Genomic DNA, 16831 nt, shown 5'->3' with positions numbered 1-16831 from the left:
CTGGAGACGGCCGATTTATTCAATCCAGTACTTGCCTTCATAACTTTAGTCTTGCTCGTCAAAAATATAGTTATCCACCTCATCGCATGCAAAGCAATAAAGGCGGTTCTTTTTATAAACGCCCTTCAAAAAGCCATCAAAACAATAAACGTCCTTGTTGCAACGAGTGCAATGGCCGACCCACTCTTGCATAAGGCCCTCCCCGAGCAGTTTTAAAGCACTTGCTCCACCATTTTATCGACGTGAATATCCATTGTATCCAACAGCGAGACATCAACATCGTCTTTATTCAGAATCATCGGCAGTTCCGTACAGCCTAAAATGAGACCGTCTAGCCCTTCCTCCGAGATCATCCGGTTAATGATTTTCAGAAAAGCGTCCTTCGTATCTTGTTTTACGATGCCGTTTTCCAATTCATCCACGATTTTTTGGTGGATAAACGCTTGTTCGCCTTCACTCGGGACGACGATTTTTTTATCGCTTGCTAAAAACGGTTGTTTGAAAAAATCATGTTCCATTGTAAATTTAGTGCCAAGAAGACCTACATTTTTCAACCCGCGTTCATCCGCCTGCTCATACGTCGCTTCCACGATGCTGATCATCGGCACATTGACTTTCCGGCGAACCTCATCAAAGACAATATGCGGCGTGTTGGCCGCGATGATCACAAAATCGGCACCGATATCCTCCAGTTTTCGCGCCGCGCCTCCGACATATTCAATTAATTCATCCATCTGATTTTCACTAATATAGTGAAAAATATTATACATATTGATGCTGTTAATAAATAGTTCTGGTAGCACCTTTTGACTGTTTACGTTTTCCTGATACTTATGGATAAAGGACTGGTAATAATCAACCGTCGATTCCGGCCCAAGACCGCCGACAATCCCTGCGCGCTTCATCGAATCCTCTCCTCCCATGCTTTATCTCCATTTTAACATACAGTGAAACCTTTTCAGCCATTGCCACATATGGGATAATAAGAAAAAGAAAGGAGTGTCACCCAGTATGGCGTCTTCTTGCCCAATTGATCACACACCGGAACAAGTCAAAGAAAAATTGGAAAGCCAGCACCCTTTTTTGCCGGCAAACATTTACGATAAAGCCGCCGGCCTGTTACGTCAGGAACAACATCAGGAAACGTTAAACGAGCTTTTTCATTTATTGAAAAAATACGACCTCGCAGAGACCCGGGAGCGAAAAACGCGTGATGAAAAAATTCTTGCCCTCGCTTAGAAGTCTTCCGCCCCGCCTGAAGGCTTCTCTTTACATATTATTGCTCACGCTCCTTGCCGCTTGCACCTCCATGCAGGAAGAAGACACGACGGAAATACAAGTAGCGGCAGCCAGCAGCATGCAAGATCCCCTTCGGGAATTGGAAAAAGAAATCGATCACCGCACGGAAAACATAGACGTCGTCTTTCAATTTGGCGGATCGGGATCATTGCAACGGCAAATCGAGCAAGGCGCCCCCTTCGATATTTTTTTATCGGCATCGGAAGCGGATTTCAACGCACTAGTCGAAGCAAATAAAATCAAGCAGGACCAATCCGTGTCCTTGCTGACGAACGCGCTTGTTTTGATCCAACCCGCGGAAACGGATGCGCCGATCAACACTATCAAAGACCTGGCGCAAGCGGAAATGATCGCCATCGGAACGCCTGAAAGTGTGCCTGCGGGGATGTTTGCAAAAGAAACGTTGGAAAACTTAGGTTTGTGGGAAGCGTTAAATGACAACATTGTACAAGCAAGAAGCGTGCGTCAAGTGCTTACTTACAATGAAGAAAACAGTGTGGACGCAGGGTTTGTTTTTGCAACCGATGCCGCTTCTTCTGATCGGGTGGAAATCGTGGAGACGATTGATCCGAACCTGCACGCCAACATTTTATATCCCATCGGCATCGTCGAGGACACGGATCACCCGGAGGCCGCTCGGAAGGTCTATAATTATCTTATCAGTGATGAAGCCAAAGAAGTCTACGAAACATATGGATACAGGGGGCTGGAGGAATGAGTGAGTTTTGGAGCCCGGTCCTGATTTCGATCCAAACCGCTTTCACCGCGCTCGTTATCATCTTTGTGCTCGGAACGCTCCTTGGCCGCTGGATGTTTCGCGCGCGTTTCCCGGGCAAAACGGCCGTGGAGACGCTGTTTATGCTCCCTACCGTCTTGCCGCCAACCGTTGTCGGTTTTCTTCTCATTATTATTTTCGGATCAAGCGGGTGGGCAGGCCAAGCCATGGATTTTATCTTCGATCAATTCTTGATGTTCACGTGGGGCGCAACTGTGCTCGTTGCTGTCGTTGTGGGATTTCCATTCATGTATCAAGCCATCAAGACCGGTTTGGGAACCATCGAACCTGAAATAGAGGAAGCGGCACGGGTAAGCGGGGCCAATGAGTGGCAAGTATTTTTTCATATTTCGATGCCATTGATCTCCCGTTCCCTTGTTACGGGGCTTATTCTAAGCTTTTCCCGGGCGATCGGGGAATTCGGGGCCACCTTTATGTTTGCCGGCAACATCCCCGGCCAGACACAGACGATGCCGATCGCCATCTTTACCGCTTTGGAGGCCGGCGACACAGCACTCGCTTGGGCGTGGGTGAGCGTGATTGTGCTTTTATCTTTCAGCCTGCTGTTCATTGTTCGGCGCTTCGCTTAAATATAACGTCTTTTGCTTAAGAATATACACTGTGACACATGCTCCAATCAAAAACAGCAGCCATTGAACGCTTACCAAGGAAATGATAAAAAAGATCGTAAAAGCCAAAGAGACCCATAAAGTCACCACCGCTATCACCTTTGCTTTTAAAGGGATCCCTTTACCGGCACGGTAGTTTTTAATATACGGGCCAAAATGTTTATTTGTGATTAACCAATGGTACAACCTGTCCGAACTTCTAACGTAGCAAGCCGCGGCCAACAACAGAAACGGCGTCGTCGGCAATAAGGGGAGCACGATGCCCAACACGCCTAAAGCGACGGAAAGCGAGCCACATATCGAGAGAATGATCCTTTTCAATGCCATCACCCACTTAAAAAGGCTTCAAAATCATCAGCACAATAATGATTAAAAAGAGGATGTTGATGATATGTTCAAAGAAAAACACTTTCCGGGAAAGCGTGAAATATTCCGACGGGATATCTTCCCCCGTATGTTCGTTTAACAACGCTTTAATCGGCTTGGATCGCGGCTTCAACACAAATGGACCGAATGCTAAAGCGACAAGGAACAGGGCTAAACTCGTGACATACCACCCTTGTTGAAACAATGAGGGCTGCAAAGCACCCATCCATACCCCGGTAACCAGCAGCAACGAACCACCAATCATAACAAAAAGGTGCAACCGATGACGCAATCGATAAGCATGCTTTAACTCCGTCATCGTCCGCGCGCCACGGGTTAAAAAGCTCATGGCAAACCCCGGACCCAACCCGGCAATCGCGGAAAATATATGAATGAAAACGAGCCAATCATATAATGTCATCGTGGGCCTCCCTGTTTCTCTCAAGACCATTTTACCATATCGCGTCATTGCCGAGCGAATGTTCCGGATGAAAGCCCTCATTGGTTTTTTCTTACATTGAATGGTTTCATTATTAGTTCATGGAACCATTCAATGTCAGTTTTTTCTAATTCGAGGCTGCTGAACAACTTGATCGCAAGGGCGGGATGTCGCTTCCATGGCTTCGCTTTCCGCGGACGAACGGCCAAGCCTCCTCGCGCAAGATCAGCGCTGCGGGGTCTTGGCTCGTCCGTTTTTCCGCTGGAGTCTTCGCCATTGCAGCGTCATCCCTCGCATGTTGATCATAAGGTGCAAAGGTTTAGCCGTGAGCGGCCATTTTTCCTTGCATTTCTCTTTCTACACATCAGGGGAAACCCCTTGTAACAGAAAGAATTTTTTCATTTCAGCAAACCCTAATTCATTGTGTCATGAGCAGCTTATGAAACCTGTTTCACCGAAAAAAGACTCCTTCATCAGGAGTCCCTTCGATACGTAAAAAGCGTTGTTTTCCCTGCTTCCACCTCTGTTTCATTCGAGAATTCCATTTGATCATTGTCCTGTCCATTCGTAATAATAAGGGGGCTGATCGTGCCGGCCGCTTTTTCCTTCACCTTTTCCATATCAAAGGTAACGAGCGGCGTGCCCGGCTTCACCTTGTCATTCTCTTCCACATGGCCTTCAAACCCGTCCCCATCCATAGACACGGTTTCCAGCCCGATATGAATCAAGATTTCTACGCCTTGCTCTGTTTCAATACCAATCGCATGCTTCGTCGGAAAAACTTGCACGACTTTCCCTTTGACCGGTGCCAAAACCTGCCCATCAGAAGGTTCGATAGCAATCCCCTCTCCCATCATTTTCTCTGAAAAGGTCGGGTCAGGCACGTCTTCCAACTTGATGACGTTCCCTGACATTGGCGCGAAGATCGTGTCTTCATCGGATTTACTTTTGAATAGCTTTTTGAACATACAACGGAGCCCTCACTTTTCCTTCTAATGTATTATCCTTATCCCCCACTTACAGGCGGAATAAACCATGGTGTTTACACCGTTTTTCGACAGGAACAACAAGATCCTACTATTATAATATCCTTTATTGACTTATTTGTATATACAAGATAAACTGCATGCATGACATGTTCTTGTATATACAAGTTTACAGCTGTTAATGTAAGCGTTGCCAGTGGGAGGGGTTACTATGGGATCGACCTATCGTAAGACAGCAGAACAAGTTTTGGAAAAGATAGGCGGGGAAGAAAACATATCGTCGGCAACACATTGCGTGACACGTCTTCGCATGGTTGTCAACGATACCGAAAAAGTCAACACGGAAGAACTCGAAAATATTGAAGCGGTCAAAGGCTCTTTTTACTCCAATGGACAACTACAAATCATTCTCGGCAACGGAGTTGTAGATAAAGTATATAAAGAATTGATGGCGATCACCGGCAGAGAAGAACAATCAAAAGAGGAAACCAAAGAAGATGCCGGGAATAAAGGGAACCTACTGCAACGTGTGATCAAAGTGCTGGCAGATGTTTTTATCCCGATACTTCCGGCAATCGTAACCGCAGGGTTATTACTTGGGATCGATAATCTTTTAACAGGGGAAGGAATCTTTTTCGATGAAGCCTCCATTATTGATGTTTACCCGCAATGGGCCGACTTCGCGGATATCATTAATGTGATCGCCAGTACGGCATTTGTGTTTTTACCGGCATTGATTGGTTGGTCGACCGTGAAGCGTTTTGGCGGGAATCCCCTTTTGGGGATTGTAATGGGACTTATTTTGGTCCATCCAGATTTGATGGATGCCAATGCGTACGGGGAAGCGGTGGCTTCCGGAGAAAGCATTCCGACATGGAACATTTTTGGTCTGGAAATTCAGGCGATCGGTTACCAAGGTCAAGTGTTGCCGATTTTTGTGGCAGGAATTATACTGGCAAAATTGGAAGTGTTTTTACGTAAACGAATTCCCGATTCCATTCAACTGCTGTTAGTCGCGCCTATTGCCCTGCTTGTCACAGGTTTCTTGGCTTTTATTGTGATCGGGCCAATCACATTTGCCATCGGGAATTCGATTATTGATGGATTTATTTGGCTCTTCGGCACGTTGCCCGTCTTCGCAGGGTTACTGTACGGAGCCGTTTACGCGCCGCTCGTTATCACCGGCATGCACCATACGTTTCTTGCCGTAGACATTCAACTGACAACCGCAGCGGACGGCACGTTTTTATGGCCGATTTTGGCATTGTCCAATATTGCGCAGGGCTCTGCTGCATTTGCCATGTATTTTGTTTTCAAAAACAACAACCTGAAAGGCTTATCCGGAACTTCAGGTCTATCCGCCTGGCTGGGCATTACCGAACCGGCTTTGTTCGGGGTGAATTTACGTTTTCGCTTCCCGTTCATCTTTGCCATTATTGGTTCATCCATTGCCGGGATGTTTGTTACGATTAACCAAGTTCTTGCCACGTCCGTTGGTATCGGAGGAGTACCCGGCATCTTTTCGATCCAAATTGGCAGCTGGGGTGCATTCGGCATCGGGATGGTAATCGTCATCCTCGTTCCGTTTCTTTTAACGTTACTCTTCGCCCGCCTTGCAAAACCGAAAAGTTTAAACGAATGATCCTGAGAAACTGTAGCCCCCTACAGTTTCTTTTCTCCATTACTTGTATATACATGTTATGATGCTGTACCATAAAAGCAAGGGGTGAGGAACATGGAAGAATGGTGGAGAAGATCAACCGTCTATCAAATTTATCCAAAAAGCTTTAACGATACAACCGGGAACGGCATGGGAGATCTGCCGGGGATCATCGAAAAACTCGATTACTTAAAGGAATTGGGGGTGGATGTGATATGGCTGACCCCTATTTACGCCTCTCCGCAAAATGACCATGGATATGATATATCCGATTATTATGCCATAAATTCCGACTATGGAACGATGGAAGATTTTGAACAGCTCTTGTCCGAAACCCACCGTCGCGGGATGCGGTTAATCATGGACCTCGTCGTTAACCATACATCCACGTCTCACAATTGGTTTCAAAATGCGAAAACATCCAGAGACGCTCGTTACCGGGATTTTTATATCTGGAAAGAAGATCCGACGAATTGGCAATCAAAATTCGGCGGAAACGCCTGGGAATATAATGAGGCAACAGAAGATTACTATTTACACTTGTTTGATGTTACACAAGCTGACCTGAACTGGGAAAATGAAGCACTTCGAAAACACATTTATGATATGATGACCTTTTGGTTTGAAAAAGGCATCGATGGGTTCAGGCTTGATGTCATAAATCTCATTTCCAAGGATCAACGGTTTCTTAATGATTCTTCCGGGGATGGACGAAAATTTTACACAGATGGTCCTCGAGTACATGAATATTTGCATGAAATGAACCGGGAAGTTTTGGCCAATTATGACAGTATGACTGTCGGGGAAATGTCATCCACATCCATTGATCATTGCATTAAATATTCCAATCCCAGTCGCCAGGAACTGAGCATGACGTTTCAATTTCATCATTTAAAAGTCGATTATCCGAACGGGGAAAAATGGGCACTCGCTGATTTTAATTTCCAATCACTGAAAAACATTCTTTCCGAGTGGCAGGTGCGCATGCATGAAGGCGGGGGCTGGAACGCACTTTTTTGGTGCAATCATGACCAACCGCGCGTTGTAAGCCGTTTTGGCAATGAACAAGCGTATCATGGTAAATCCGCCAAAATGCTGGCGACTACGATCCATATGATGCAAGGGACCCCATACATCTATCAAGGCGAAGAATTCGGCATGACAAACCCGAAATTTGATGATATTTCCCGTTACCGAGATGTAGAATCCCACAATATGTACGAGAAACTCCTCCAAAATGGGGTGCGTGAAGAAACCGTTTTGGCGATTTTAAAAGAAAAATCCCGTGACAACGCTCGCACGCCCGTCCAATGGAATAACAGCCCATATGCCGGGTTTACGACTGGAACACCGTGGATCGATGTAAATGCGGATTACAAAGAAATAAATGCAGAAAAGGCAATTTCGAATCCAAACTCTATTTTTTATCACTATAAAAAATTAATTCGATTACGCAAAGAATATGACATCATCACTTATGGAAACTATGAACTCCTTTCTCCGGATGACGATCAAATTTTCGCGTACAAACGAACATGGAAAAAGGACACGCTTCTCGTCATTAATAATTTTTACGGAACGGAAACAACGTTCTCCTGCCCCGAAGGTTTACTTGAAAAAAACGCAACCTTACTCTTAAGCAACGATAGAGATAACCAAGAGTTGAGAGCAACGATGAAGCTTGCTCCTTATGAATCGCTTGTTTTTTATTTCACGGAGTAGGTGGGAAAATGAAGAGGAAATTCCAAGACATTTACAAACAATTAAGTGAACGTATTGAGGCAGGCAGTTATCAAGCAGGAACAACACTGCCTTCCGAGCATCAGTTGGCTGTCACGTACAATGCCTCTCGAGAAACCATCCGTAAAGCATTAAAAATGTTATCCGAGCACGGATATATTCAAAAAGTACAAGGAAAAGGCTCGATTGTTCTGGATATGTCGAGAATCAATTTTCCTTTTTCCGGGGTAACAACCTTTCGGGAACTTAGCCAAAAGCTGGGTTCACGTACGAAAACCGAGGTCATTCAATTGAAACAGGAACTTGGCCAACTTGGGGAAGAAGGGATGGTTTGGCACGTCCATCGTGTCCGGCACATTGACGGAGAACGTATCATCTTGGATAAAGATATCTTTTCAGCGCAGGCTGTTCCACACTTAACGAAGGAAATAAGCGAACAAAGCATATACGATTACATCGAGAACGAACTGGAACTTACGATCAGCTTTGCCCATAAGGAAATCGTTATTGAAGAACCTTCGAAAGAGGATCACAACTATCTGGATCTGGCAGAAAATCATGTCATCGTCGTTATTAGAAGCTATACGTATTTGGAAGATGCAACGCTTTTTCAATACACGGAATCCAGGCACCGATCCGATAAATTTCGATTCGTGGACTTCGCGAGGAGAGTGAAAAAATAGGGACGGCAGGGGCTTGCTTCAAAAGCCCCTATGCATGTGAAGGTCGGGCCTTACACTTATCCCCCGCTTACCGGTGGGATAAAAGCCACTGTATCCCCCTCGTTAATCACTTCTTCGTCTCCGGCAAATTCCTCATTCACGGCAGTCATCGTGCGCGCGAGCGAGGGCACCTCATAACGGTCTTCCATCCAGCGCTTTAATTCTTTGATCGATTTGCCGGCCACATCCGCTTCGACACGATCGGCTCCCACTTCTTCCTGAATGCGGGCAAATAGAAGCACTTGTATCATCGATTTCCCTCCTCTTCATGAGACGTCGTTTCCCGTTGATCACCGATCCATTGGGTGCCGTCTTCCCAAAATTCTTTTTTCCATATCGGCACCATCTCTTTGATTCTTTCCATGATATACGCATTCGCCTCATAAGCAGGTTTTCGGTGAGGGGAAGAGACAGCAACGACGACCGCGACATCGGAAATGCCAAGCGTCCCAAGCCGATGGGTAATGGCTACGTTTGCCCCCGGCCATTTACGCTGCACTTCCTCGCCGATTTGCGCCAGGGTTTTGACGGCCATCGGTTCATAGGCTTGATATTCCAGCTGCAGCGTTTTTTTGCCTGCGGTCATTTCCCGCACCGTTCCGAGAAACGTTGCAATCGCCCCGCAATTGCGATCAACGACTTTATCAATTACTTGCTGCACATCAATAGGTTCCCACGTCAGATTAAACAAATTTGATTGCATCGCTATCCTCCACTTTGCTTACGATCCATTGCAAATAATCGTGCGATTGCTCATCGAGAGAAAAAGAAGGCAGTCTCGTTTCTGGCTTATCTCCCCGGTAGAGCACGCCACAAACATTGATAAATTTGGATAAAATTTCTTTGTCTTCACGACCACGCAGCAAGACGACTTTGGAATAGTCCGCATGCTTCCAACCTTCAACGAGGATTACATCTGGTCCAAACCCCGCCTGGATACGCAACAACCGGTCCAATGGCCATTCCTCGTGCACCGCGGACAGTCGCAAAATACCGTCCCCCTCGACTGCGGAAGCGATGGCACCCGCTTGGGAAAAACGTTCGCTATCGGTTGAAGATTCCGGAGATGCCGGCGCTCCCCCGTGGCCATGATGTTTCAGCGTGGCTACACGCATTCCGCGGGCGGACAAAGCTTCTACCAATTCTTCCATTAAAGTTGTTTTCCCGCTATTTTTATAGCCTACGACTTGTAAGACGCGACAATGTTGTTCCATGGCCACTCGCTTCCTTTATGATCGTCGAGCAAGAAAATGTCCACATCCATCCCTGTTTCGTAGCCACGGCTACCACCCGGAAGGGCAATCAGCACGTCGGCACCGGCAATGGAGGTTACGGATCCCGATTTGTCGAGGCCGCCGGGTATGGCAACGAAACGTCCATCATTCTCCTCCAACGTTGCCCGCACGAAGCGGGTGAACGGATTCGGTTTCGGGTAATCCTTGCCGAGCGTTGCCTTCGTTCTTTTTAAATGCGGTGTTTCGGAAAAAAGAGAACCGCGCAGAATCGGACGAACAAATAATTCGAAGCCGACAAAACAAGCACTAGGATTTCCGGAAAGACCAAAGAACAATTTTCCGTCTATGTCAGCGACTGTTGTAACGCTTCCGGGACGCATCGCCACTTTATTAAACAAAGGGCTTCCGCCTAGGCGTTCAATAATGTCGGGAACATAATCATAATCTCCGACCGATGCGCCACCGGTCGTAATCAACACGTCCACTTCTTGGAGTGCTCGCGACACCGCTTCAACACAAGCGTCCAAATCATCCGGCAATTTTCCTAAAAGCATCGGTTCCCCGCCGCCTCGCTCAACTTGAGCCGCCATCATATACGCGTTGCTGTTCCGGATTTTGCCCGGTTCCAACGGTTCATGAACCTCCAGCAATTCGCTCCCCGTCGCGATAATGCCTACGCGCGGGCGAGCCGCTACCGGCACCTCCGCGTATCCAAACGTGGCAAGCAAGGCGATCACTCCGGGATCAATCGATGTGCCTTTGGGTACGAGCGACGTGCCTTTTTTCGTATCCTCGCCCTGAAAAGAAATGTTGTCGCCGGAGGAAAACGCTCGCTTAATGGACACCTCGTCCCTGTTATGTTCGTCCGCGAGTTCCAGCATCACGACCGCGTCGCATCCGTCGGGGATTTTAGCGCCTGTCATGATGCGCACCGCTTCCCCTGCCTGCACTTCCTGTGAAAATACCGTCCCCGCTCCGAGTTCACCGATGACGCGGAAATGAACAGGATTGTTTCGGTTCGCTCCGGCGCTGTCTTCGGCGCGAATGGCGAAGCCGTCATACGGCGATCGGTCAAACGAAGGGACGTCATGATCGGCCACAAGGGCTTCGGCCAATACACGCCCGTAACTGTTCGCAAGGGGACCGATTCCTTTTTCGGTTCATTGCCTACATCCATAACCCTTTGTACCGCTTCAGCAACGGGCATCGGTTTTCGCTTTTCTACCATTATCCGGAGAACCCCCTTTTTTACAAGACATATGTTTCATATATTTCCCGAGCGTGATCAATGTTTTTTGTCCCATGCACAAGCACCCGTCCGTCCTGAAAAACAGCGAGGCGCTGCTCGCCCATCACACATGACAACAAATACGGATTTCGCTTCGTTTTCCCGTAAGCTTGCAACTTTGTTTCCAAGTTCGTCAAATCGAAGTTTCGCTTTTGGTCCGGGCGGATTTGTACCGTGTCACGCCCGCAGAGCACTGCGGTTTTAGCATCTTCAGCTGTCGATAAGTATGGGTAGACGGGCGTTTCGCCGCATGTCGGGCACGATTCGTTCTTCACGCGCGTAACGCCCATCTGTTGATGTTCGCCGCGCCACACATCGTAAAGGACAAGACGATCCTCCACCGAAGCGCGGTTGCCCGTCAGCCATTTCATTGCTTCCACAAGCTGCAAAAGCGCCGTTTGTTGGACGACGGGCGCGATCACCCCGTCACTTTCACAGGTCATCACCGACGACGGGATCGATGTGAGTAAACAATTCAGGCACGGCCCGTCCCAAGGCCTTACCATATACGCCATCCCGTAACTGCCGGCGAACGCGCCGAACAGCCACGGAATTCCATGCTTGGCCGACAAATCGTTCATAATAAAACGAATATCAAAATTATCCGTTCCGTCAATCATAAGGTCCACCGACTCAAGCAACGGTTCAAGATTGGACGCGCTCGCGTCCATGATATGTGCCTGAACATCCGTATCCCGGTTGATCGCTTGCAGGTGGGCTTTCGCCGCTACCGCTTTCGGCAGCTGATCGGCGGCGTCGACTTCCGTATACAATTGTTGCCGGTGCAAATTGCTGTGTTCCACGTAGTCGCGATCTATCAGTGTTAGCGTGCCAATGCCCGCTCTCGTCAGCATTTCAGCGTTGGCACTTCCTAAAGCGCCGGCACCGACGATCAGCACATGCGCTTTCGACAATTCCCGCTGCCCTTCGATCCCCATCGGCTTGAACAAAGTTTGTCTGGAATAACGATCCATATGCTCATCCACCTATATAAGACATCTCGATTTTCCTGCGATTTCGCGCCGATTCTTCCGTTCGCAGTTCGGAATAACGATCGTCCCGTTTTCCCCAAACGCCTTGGATCCAATCGCGAATCTGCCCGTCTGTCGCGCCATCTCTGATGATCGACCGTAAATCCGAACCCTCTTCGGAAAATAAGCAAGTGAACAACTTGCCATCCGCGGAGAGACGCGCCCGGGTACACGAGCCGCAAAACGTCTCCGTCACCGAAGAAATGAACCCAACTTCCACATCGGAATCCCGGTATCGATATCGGGAGGCCACTTCACCGAAATAATTGCGTTCCAGCGCCTCGAGCGGGGCAATTTGCGACACGCGTTCAAGGAGTTCTTTTTTCGAGACAACTTGGGAAAAATCCCAACCGTTCGTCTGGCCGACATCCATGAATTCGATAAAACGCAGATTAAGCCCTTTTTCTTTGCAGTAACGCGCCATTGGAATCACTTCCTCATCATTGACCCCTTTTCGGACAACCATATTGACTTTTACCCCGAGACCGGCTTCGACTGCAGCATCGATCCCGCGCAAGACAGCATTTGGACTCGTCTTGCGTCCGCTCATTTCCTGAAATACATCGATATGAAGCGCATCCAAGCTAACGTTCACACGTTCAAGCCCTGCTTCATACAAAGGTTTCGCCTGTTTGGGCAACATCACCGCGTTCGTCGTCAGCGCAATATCTTCAATCCCCTCAATCTCGCGGAGGGAGGCAATCAGTTCCGGCACGTCCTTGCGCAGCAACGGCTCACCGCCGGTCAGCCTTATTTTTTTCACCCCAAGCGCGGCAAATTGCTCCGCCGCCCGGGTTATTTCATCAAAAGAAAGCAGTTCTTCTTCCGGCAAAAACACATAGTCATCGCCAAAGATCTCCTTCGGCATGCAATACGTACAACGAAAATTACAACGATCCATAATCGAAATTCGCAAATCTTGAAGGGGGCGCGAGAATTGGTCACGAACATCTGTAGTCATCGGGGGCCTCCTTCCTTGGTGTCGACGTACGAAACTGTTAAAATAGTGATATTATAACAAGTTTAACATAGCTCCCGGGAGGATGGAAAAGAATGCATCACGAACACGACGCTTCTTCGGTTCGCGTAGGGATATTGACAATGTCGGATACGCGTACGAAGGATGAGGATAAGAGCGGTGCGTTGATTCACTCTCTTTTGGAAGAGGGACGACATAAAGTGAGCGAATATAAAGTTATTCCGGATGACGAGGTAACCATTCAATCCACGCTCCATGAATGGACATCCCGGCAATCACTTGACGCCGTCATCACGAACGGCGGGACTGGAATTAGCGCCAAAGATGTCACTTACCAAGTCGTAAACGGAATAATCGATAAAGAAATTGAGGGGTTCGGTGAATTGTTTCGGATGAAAAGCTATGAGGAAATCGGGGCGAAGGCGATGCTCAGTCGCGCGCTCGCGGGCACGGTTGGCCAAACCGCTCTCTTTGCTCTCCCCGGCTCGTCCAATGCGGTGCGCCTCGCCATGACTGATCTGATTTTGCCGGTGCTTCCCCATATCGTTGGAGAGTTGCGCAAATGAACGTTGCCGGTCTTCTACTCGCCGGTGGACGATCGTCCAGGTATGGGAGGCAAAAGCTTTTTGAGGCCTATCATGGCGAACCCCTTTATCATCAAAGTATCGTCACGATGCAAAACGCCGGAATTTCATCGATCTACATCGTAACTAACCCGGAACTGGCGCCAGTTTTTCAAAATCATCCGGTTATCATCGAGGAACAGCCCCACGGGGGTCCATTGCGCGCGTTACATACAGCCATGGAAAAATTGTCAACCGAGCCGTTCGATTGGCTGCAAGTTTTGGCAGGGGATGTTCCGTATGTCGACGCAGTCACGGTCAGGTCCGTTCTTCAAACAGCACATAAGCGTTCCGATGCAGCCATCATCTTGCCAACGACCGACGGGCGCTTTCAGCCGCTGCATGCCGCTTATCACATGCGTTGTTTGCCGGCATTGCGAGAACTGGTAAAAAAAGAAAGCAGCATGAAAGCTTTATATGATACCGTCCACACCCATCATTTACCTTTTCCGGCCGATCATCCGGCTTTTATTAACATCAATCGCCCAGAAGACTGGAGGCAAGAACCGTGAGTAAGTTTTCCCATTATAATGAAGAAGGCCGCGCGCAAATGGTTGATATTTCACAAAAACAAGAGTCAACCCGTACCGCCACAGCCGAAAGCCGTATTGTGTTGACCGAAGAACTATACCGAGCAATTGAAAGCGAAGACCTTAAAAAAGGAGACCCATTGCAAGCTGCGCAAATTGCCGGTGTGATGGGTGCGAAAAAAACCCCCGACTGGATTCCCATGTGCCATCCGATTCCGCTCCAGGGCACCGATTTATCCTTCGAATACCAAAAGACCGATGACGAATACGAACTCATCATCCGCGCCACCGTTACGGTAAAAAGCAACACCGGCGTCGAGATGGAAGCTTTAACCGCCGTCACCGCGGCTGCCCTCACCTTTTATGACATGTGTAAGGCTGTCGATAAATCGATGATCATTAAAGAAACCCTGCTTGTTGAAAAAACCGGCGGGAAAAGTGGGGATTTTCATCACCCGCGGCGGTAGTGGCGTGATTCAGAGATTCTAAAGTGGTCGAGAGAGGCCCCAGGCAGATCGGGGCGCCGTCGCTATATCGTTTATCAGCCGAAAACGCCTCGATATCAGCCAAAATCATCAATATATCAGCCAAAACAAACGATTTATCAGCCATTCTGTACTGAAGCAGGTGGTCATCTGCGGTTCCACCCTGCTATCTTCACTACAATTCCGATTCTTGTAAGGCGTTGGTAAGTTCCTTTTTAAACGCGGAATGCCTTGGATATTTTAATCGATACTTTTCTATAAAATCATTTCCATCTTGCACGGTGCCTCTACTTGCCAATGTCTCGGCCATCGCCACCAATATTTTGGCCGCTTTATGATAGCTTCCCCGCTTTTGACTGCCGACGATCGCATCAATTCTGCTGCCTGCTTCAGTTTTACACCAGTCAAGGTAAAAGCGATCCTGTTCGTGTGTTAGTTCAATGGTTTCTTTTACATAGTCGATGATTTTCATGTACTTATCCAATTCAGAGGAACCAATAGTATATCTCCATTGGTCATTGATAATTTTGGAACGTTTGTTTCTTTTGGACAAAACATCCATCAAAAAAATGAGCATCACAGGTTTTGGATTTGATCCGAAACTCCATCCGAGTGAGTCCCTTCCTTCACACATGCGAAACACCTTTTCATGCTTTCCGGCGAGTAGTCGCGCATGAATAAGCACCCACTCCTGAAACATAGATCGACGCCTTTCTATGTTGCGGAAGGTAAAATCACGATCTTCCTTTTCGAGTTCTAACAGTCTTTTTTCAGCCTCGTCGTTGATTTCAGCGAAACAGTCTTCTTTTCTCGCCATAAGATACAGATCAAGCAAATACTCCATGGAAGGATTGGAGTGAAAACTTTCTCTAAAGCCTGTAAATCTCAGCTTATCATCTTCGCGTTCCTCACCGACTTTTGCTAGTTTTTCCGCGACTTCTGCCCGCACCGCATAATTACTCGGAATATTGGTCAACCCTTCTGAGGCGGCTTCAATAACGGATGCTGAATCCCCTTCATGTTCCAAAGCCTCTATCCAATCCACATATGCCTTTGGAAATTGTTCGGCATAGACTTTCGCAAATTCCGAAATCGCCGGAATGCCCCCTTTAAGGAAAACAGCTTCCCTAAGTAACTCGCTGACATTTAACGAAGGAGGTTTTCCCTTTAAACACTCAATCCATTCTCCCAAAAAATCATGAAAATCCGGTAATGGCGCATCTAATGAATCTCTTACATCTTTCAGCTGCACATAACCATCATCGACCATTGCATCATATAACGTATCCGCCCGTTCTTTTGCGTCAGCATTCAAATAAACCGACCGATAAAAAAGAGCACGATGCTCGTCCTCGTCTACATCCAGCATATGGTCAGGGGGATCAGTGCCAGGCAAACCTTCATCTCCCATTGCCAATACCTCGAACAATTTTCTATAAGCCTTTTCGGCGACCTCGTAATTACCCTCTTTGAGCAAGTCTCTTGTATCCAGAAAAAAATCGTCCATTTCCTCGACCCAACCCTCATCGCCGAACTCTCTTTCGTCCAGGATTTCAGGGTCCCAGCCAAATCCATCTACATACTCTCCTGCTTCCACTCTTTCGGCAAATGCTTCGATCTCTTCTATCAGAGCCTCATCGTCATGACTGACCGATGACTTCCCTTCTTTGACAGCCAGCTTGGTCAAAAATACTTCCCGATTAGATGGGCGCTCGTTACTTGCCCATTGCAAGATAAGGGTTTGAAGATCCTCTTTCGAAAAATCGTCCAAGCGCAATCTGGCTTCTTCCATGAATGCTTTATAACTTATGTTAACCATGCGCTCTCTTTCCTTTCCCGTAAAGTCTATTAGAACTAATCTACCAAAGAATTTCTTTTATTACTACTAGCGGTGGCTATTTTATGGATAATCCATTTTCCCACCTTTTGCTCTGGCTCAGGAAGCGGAAGAGAAGGGAGCAACGCGATTATTGGCTTTCGCATGCAAAACTCTACCATATATAGCGTTCGAATGGACGATTACAATAGCTGGGTTAGGACCCCG

General features: G+C 47.6%; 20 protein-coding genes and 1 pseudogene. 9 read left to right on the top strand and 12 right to left on the bottom strand.

What is annotated here, in order from left to right; translation table 11 throughout:
• Nucleotides 1-212: 212 nt before the first annotated feature.
• Nucleotides 213-923, bottom strand: a complete 711-nt coding sequence (locus EPH95_RS14075) for an aspartate/glutamate racemase family protein (RefSeq protein WP_227003922.1) — start codon at nt 921-923, stop codon at nt 213-215.
• Nucleotides 924-1011: 88 nt separating this feature from the next.
• Here EPH95_RS14075 and EPH95_RS14070 point away from each other — a divergent pair, with 88 nt between their 5' ends.
• From EPH95_RS14070 to modB, 3 genes are read left to right on the top strand one after another with little or no spacing between them, the layout of a single operon-like run.
• The gene (locus EPH95_RS14070; protein WP_142090690.1) at nt 1012-1239 is read left to right on the top strand and encodes a group-specific protein; all 228 of its coding nucleotides are present in this window, start codon (nt 1012-1014) and stop codon (nt 1237-1239) included.
• Nucleotides 1214-2017: a molybdate ABC transporter substrate-binding protein gene (gene modA / locus EPH95_RS14065; protein WP_227004154.1), complete on the top strand. Its 804-nt coding sequence runs from the start codon at nt 1214-1216 to the stop codon at nt 2015-2017. Before EPH95_RS14070 ends, modA begins: the two co-directional genes overlap by 26 nt.
• Nucleotides 2014-2664 (top strand): molybdate ABC transporter permease subunit, encoded by a 651-nt coding sequence (gene modB, locus EPH95_RS14060; protein ID WP_142090688.1) that lies wholly within the window; start codon nt 2014-2016, stop codon nt 2662-2664. The genes modA and modB overlap by 4 nt, the downstream gene beginning before the upstream one ends.
• Here the strand turns inward: modB and EPH95_RS14055 are convergent.
• From EPH95_RS14055 to EPH95_RS14045, 4 genes are all read right to left on the bottom strand, one after another.
• A complete protein-coding gene (locus EPH95_RS14055) occupies nt 2623-3030 on the bottom strand; it encodes a YbaN family protein (RefSeq protein WP_142090687.1) in 408 nt (135 codons plus the stop codon). The genes modB and EPH95_RS14055 overlap by 42 nt on opposite strands.
• 7 nt (nt 3031-3037) lie before the next feature.
• Nucleotides 3038-3490, bottom strand: a complete 453-nt coding sequence (locus EPH95_RS14050; RefSeq protein ID WP_142090686.1) for a DUF2269 family protein — start codon at nt 3488-3490, stop codon at nt 3038-3040.
• 145 nt (nt 3491-3635) lie between these two features.
• Nucleotides 3636-3785 carry a hypothetical protein gene (locus EPH95_RS18925; RefSeq protein ID WP_160141628.1) on the bottom strand — a complete coding sequence of 50 codons (150 nt, stop codon included), beginning with the start codon at nt 3783-3785 and terminating at the stop codon, nt 3636-3638.
• Nucleotides 3786-3981: 196 nt separating this feature from the next.
• Complete coding sequence (locus tag EPH95_RS14045; protein ID WP_142090685.1) at nt 3982-4476, bottom strand: PTS sugar transporter subunit IIA; 495 nt, start codon at nt 4474-4476, stop codon at nt 3982-3984.
• A gap of 229 nt (nt 4477-4705) precedes the next feature.
• Here EPH95_RS14045 and treP point away from each other — a divergent pair, with 229 nt between their 5' ends.
• The 3 genes from treP to treR all read left to right on the top strand — a co-directional run bounded on the left by treP (nt 4706) and on the right by treR (nt 8577).
• Entirely contained in the window at nt 4706-6136 is a 1431-nt protein-coding gene (gene treP / locus EPH95_RS14040; protein ID WP_142090684.1) for a PTS system trehalose-specific EIIBC component, read from the top strand.
• 93 nt (nt 6137-6229) lie between these two features.
• A complete protein-coding gene (gene treC / locus EPH95_RS14035) occupies nt 6230-7876 on the top strand; it encodes an alpha,alpha-phosphotrehalase (protein WP_142090683.1) in 1647 nt (548 codons plus the stop codon).
• Between the two features lie 8 nt (nt 7877-7884).
• The gene (gene treR / locus EPH95_RS14030) at nt 7885-8577 is read left to right on the top strand and encodes a trehalose operon repressor (protein ID WP_142090682.1); all 693 of its coding nucleotides are present in this window, start codon (nt 7885-7887) and stop codon (nt 8575-8577) included.
• Nucleotides 8578-8633: 56 nt separating this feature from the next.
• On the opposite strand, the gene moaD is transcribed toward treR, so the two are convergent.
• The 6 genes and pseudogenes from moaD to moaA all read right to left on the bottom strand — a co-directional run bounded on the left by moaD (nt 8634) and on the right by moaA (nt 13131).
• Nucleotides 8634-8867, bottom strand: coding sequence for a molybdopterin converting factor subunit 1 (gene moaD / locus EPH95_RS14025; RefSeq protein WP_142090681.1), 234 nt, complete (start codon nt 8865-8867; stop codon nt 8634-8636).
• On the bottom strand, nt 8864-9319 hold the full coding sequence (locus EPH95_RS14020; protein ID WP_142090680.1) for a molybdenum cofactor biosynthesis protein MoaE: 456 nt from the start codon (nt 9317-9319) through the stop codon (nt 8864-8866). The genes moaD and EPH95_RS14020 overlap by 4 nt, the downstream gene beginning before the upstream one ends.
• Nucleotides 9300-9830 (bottom strand): molybdopterin-guanine dinucleotide biosynthesis protein B, encoded by a 531-nt coding sequence (gene mobB / locus EPH95_RS14015; RefSeq protein ID WP_142090679.1) that lies wholly within the window; start codon nt 9828-9830, stop codon nt 9300-9302. Before mobB ends, EPH95_RS14020 begins: the two co-directional genes overlap by 20 nt.
• Nucleotides 9797-11079 (bottom strand): annotated as a pseudogene (locus tag EPH95_RS14010) (molybdopterin molybdotransferase MoeA). Before EPH95_RS14010 ends, mobB begins: the two are co-directional and overlap by 34 nt.
• A 20-nt stretch (nt 11080-11099) precedes the next feature.
• The gene (locus tag EPH95_RS14005) at nt 11100-12113 is read right to left on the bottom strand and encodes a ThiF family adenylyltransferase (RefSeq protein ID WP_142090678.1); all 1014 of its coding nucleotides are present in this window, start codon (nt 12111-12113) and stop codon (nt 11100-11102) included.
• 4 nt (nt 12114-12117) lie between these two features.
• Complete coding sequence (gene moaA / locus EPH95_RS14000; RefSeq protein WP_142090677.1) at nt 12118-13131, bottom strand: GTP 3',8-cyclase MoaA; 1014 nt, start codon at nt 13129-13131, stop codon at nt 12118-12120.
• A 92-nt stretch (nt 13132-13223) separates the two neighbouring features.
• Here moaA and EPH95_RS13995 point away from each other — a divergent pair, with 92 nt between their 5' ends.
• The 3 genes from EPH95_RS13995 to moaC are packed head-to-tail and all read left to right on the top strand — an operon-like array spanning nt 13224 to nt 14769.
• A complete protein-coding gene (locus tag EPH95_RS13995) occupies nt 13224-13715 on the top strand; it encodes a MogA/MoaB family molybdenum cofactor biosynthesis protein (protein ID WP_142090676.1) in 492 nt (163 codons plus the stop codon).
• A complete protein-coding gene (mobA, locus tag EPH95_RS13990) occupies nt 13712-14284 on the top strand; it encodes a molybdenum cofactor guanylyltransferase (protein WP_142090675.1) in 573 nt (190 codons plus the stop codon). Before EPH95_RS13995 ends, mobA begins: the two co-directional genes overlap by 4 nt.
• The gene (gene moaC / locus EPH95_RS13985) at nt 14281-14769 is read left to right on the top strand and encodes a cyclic pyranopterin monophosphate synthase MoaC (protein ID WP_142090674.1); all 489 of its coding nucleotides are present in this window, start codon (nt 14281-14283) and stop codon (nt 14767-14769) included. The genes mobA and moaC overlap by 4 nt, the downstream gene beginning before the upstream one ends.
• Nucleotides 14770-14962: 193 nt before the next feature.
• Here moaC and EPH95_RS13980 read toward each other — a convergent pair whose 3' ends face one another.
• A complete protein-coding gene (locus EPH95_RS13980) occupies nt 14963-16579 on the bottom strand; it encodes a hypothetical protein (protein ID WP_227003921.1) in 1617 nt (538 codons plus the stop codon).
• Nucleotides 16580-16831: the final 252 nt, after the last annotated feature.

It is taken from the genome of Salicibibacter halophilus, assembly GCF_006740705.1.
Taxonomy (GTDB): Bacteria; Bacillota; Bacilli; order Bacillales; family Marinococcaceae; genus Salicibibacter; species Salicibibacter halophilus.
The sequence above is the reverse complement of the archived record's forward strand: the minus strand, read 5'-3'. Positions and strand labels throughout refer to the sequence as shown.

Coding starts and splice junctions, on each gene's coding strand:
- EPH95_RS14050 (WP_142090686.1), bottom strand. CDS start 3,490: ATGACATTATATGATTGGCTCGTTTTCATTCATATATTTTCCGCGATT.
- moaD (WP_142090681.1), bottom strand. CDS start 8,867: ATGATACAAGTGCTTCTATTTGCCCGCATTCAGGAAGAAGTGGGAGCC.
- EPH95_RS14020 (WP_142090680.1), bottom strand. CDS start 9,319: ATGCAATCAAATTTGTTTAATCTGACGTGGGAACCTATTGATGTGCAG.
- EPH95_RS14045 (WP_142090685.1), bottom strand. CDS start 4,476: ATGTTCAAAAAGCTATTCAAAAGTAAATCCGATGAAGACACGATCTTC.
- treC (WP_142090683.1), top strand. CDS start 6,230: ATGGAAGAATGGTGGAGAAGATCAACCGTCTATCAAATTTATCCAAAA.
- EPH95_RS14005 (WP_142090678.1), bottom strand. CDS start 12,113: ATGGATCGTTATTCCAGACAAACTTTGTTCAAGCCGATGGGGATCGAA.
- moaA (WP_142090677.1), bottom strand. CDS start 13,131: ATGACTACAGATGTTCGTGACCAATTCTCGCGCCCCCTTCAAGATTTG.
- EPH95_RS18925 (WP_160141628.1), bottom strand. CDS start 3,785: ATGGCGAAGACTCCAGCGGAAAAACGGACGAGCCAAGACCCCGCAGCG.
- EPH95_RS14070 (WP_142090690.1), top strand. CDS start 1,012: ATGGCGTCTTCTTGCCCAATTGATCACACACCGGAACAAGTCAAAGAA.
- treR (WP_142090682.1), top strand. CDS start 7,885: ATGAAGAGGAAATTCCAAGACATTTACAAACAATTAAGTGAACGTATT.
- EPH95_RS13980 (WP_227003921.1), bottom strand. CDS start 16,579: ATGGAAGAAGCCAGATTGCGCTTGGACGATTTTTCGAAAGAGGATCTT.
- EPH95_RS14075 (WP_227003922.1), bottom strand. CDS start 923: ATGGGAGGAGAGGATTCGATGAAGCGCGCAGGGATTGTCGGCGGTCTT.
- EPH95_RS13995 (WP_142090676.1), top strand. CDS start 13,224: ATGCATCACGAACACGACGCTTCTTCGGTTCGCGTAGGGATATTGACA.
- mobA (WP_142090675.1), top strand. CDS start 13,712: ATGAACGTTGCCGGTCTTCTACTCGCCGGTGGACGATCGTCCAGGTAT.
- treP (WP_142090684.1), top strand. CDS start 4,706: ATGGGATCGACCTATCGTAAGACAGCAGAACAAGTTTTGGAAAAGATA.
- modA (WP_227004154.1), top strand. CDS start 1,214: ATGAAAAAATTCTTGCCCTCGCTTAGAAGTCTTCCGCCCCGCCTGAAG.
- mobB (WP_142090679.1), bottom strand. CDS start 9,830: ATGGAACAACATTGTCGCGTCTTACAAGTCGTAGGCTATAAAAATAGC.
- modB (WP_142090688.1), top strand. CDS start 2,014: ATGAGTGAGTTTTGGAGCCCGGTCCTGATTTCGATCCAAACCGCTTTC.
- EPH95_RS14055 (WP_142090687.1), bottom strand. CDS start 3,030: ATGGCATTGAAAAGGATCATTCTCTCGATATGTGGCTCGCTTTCCGTC.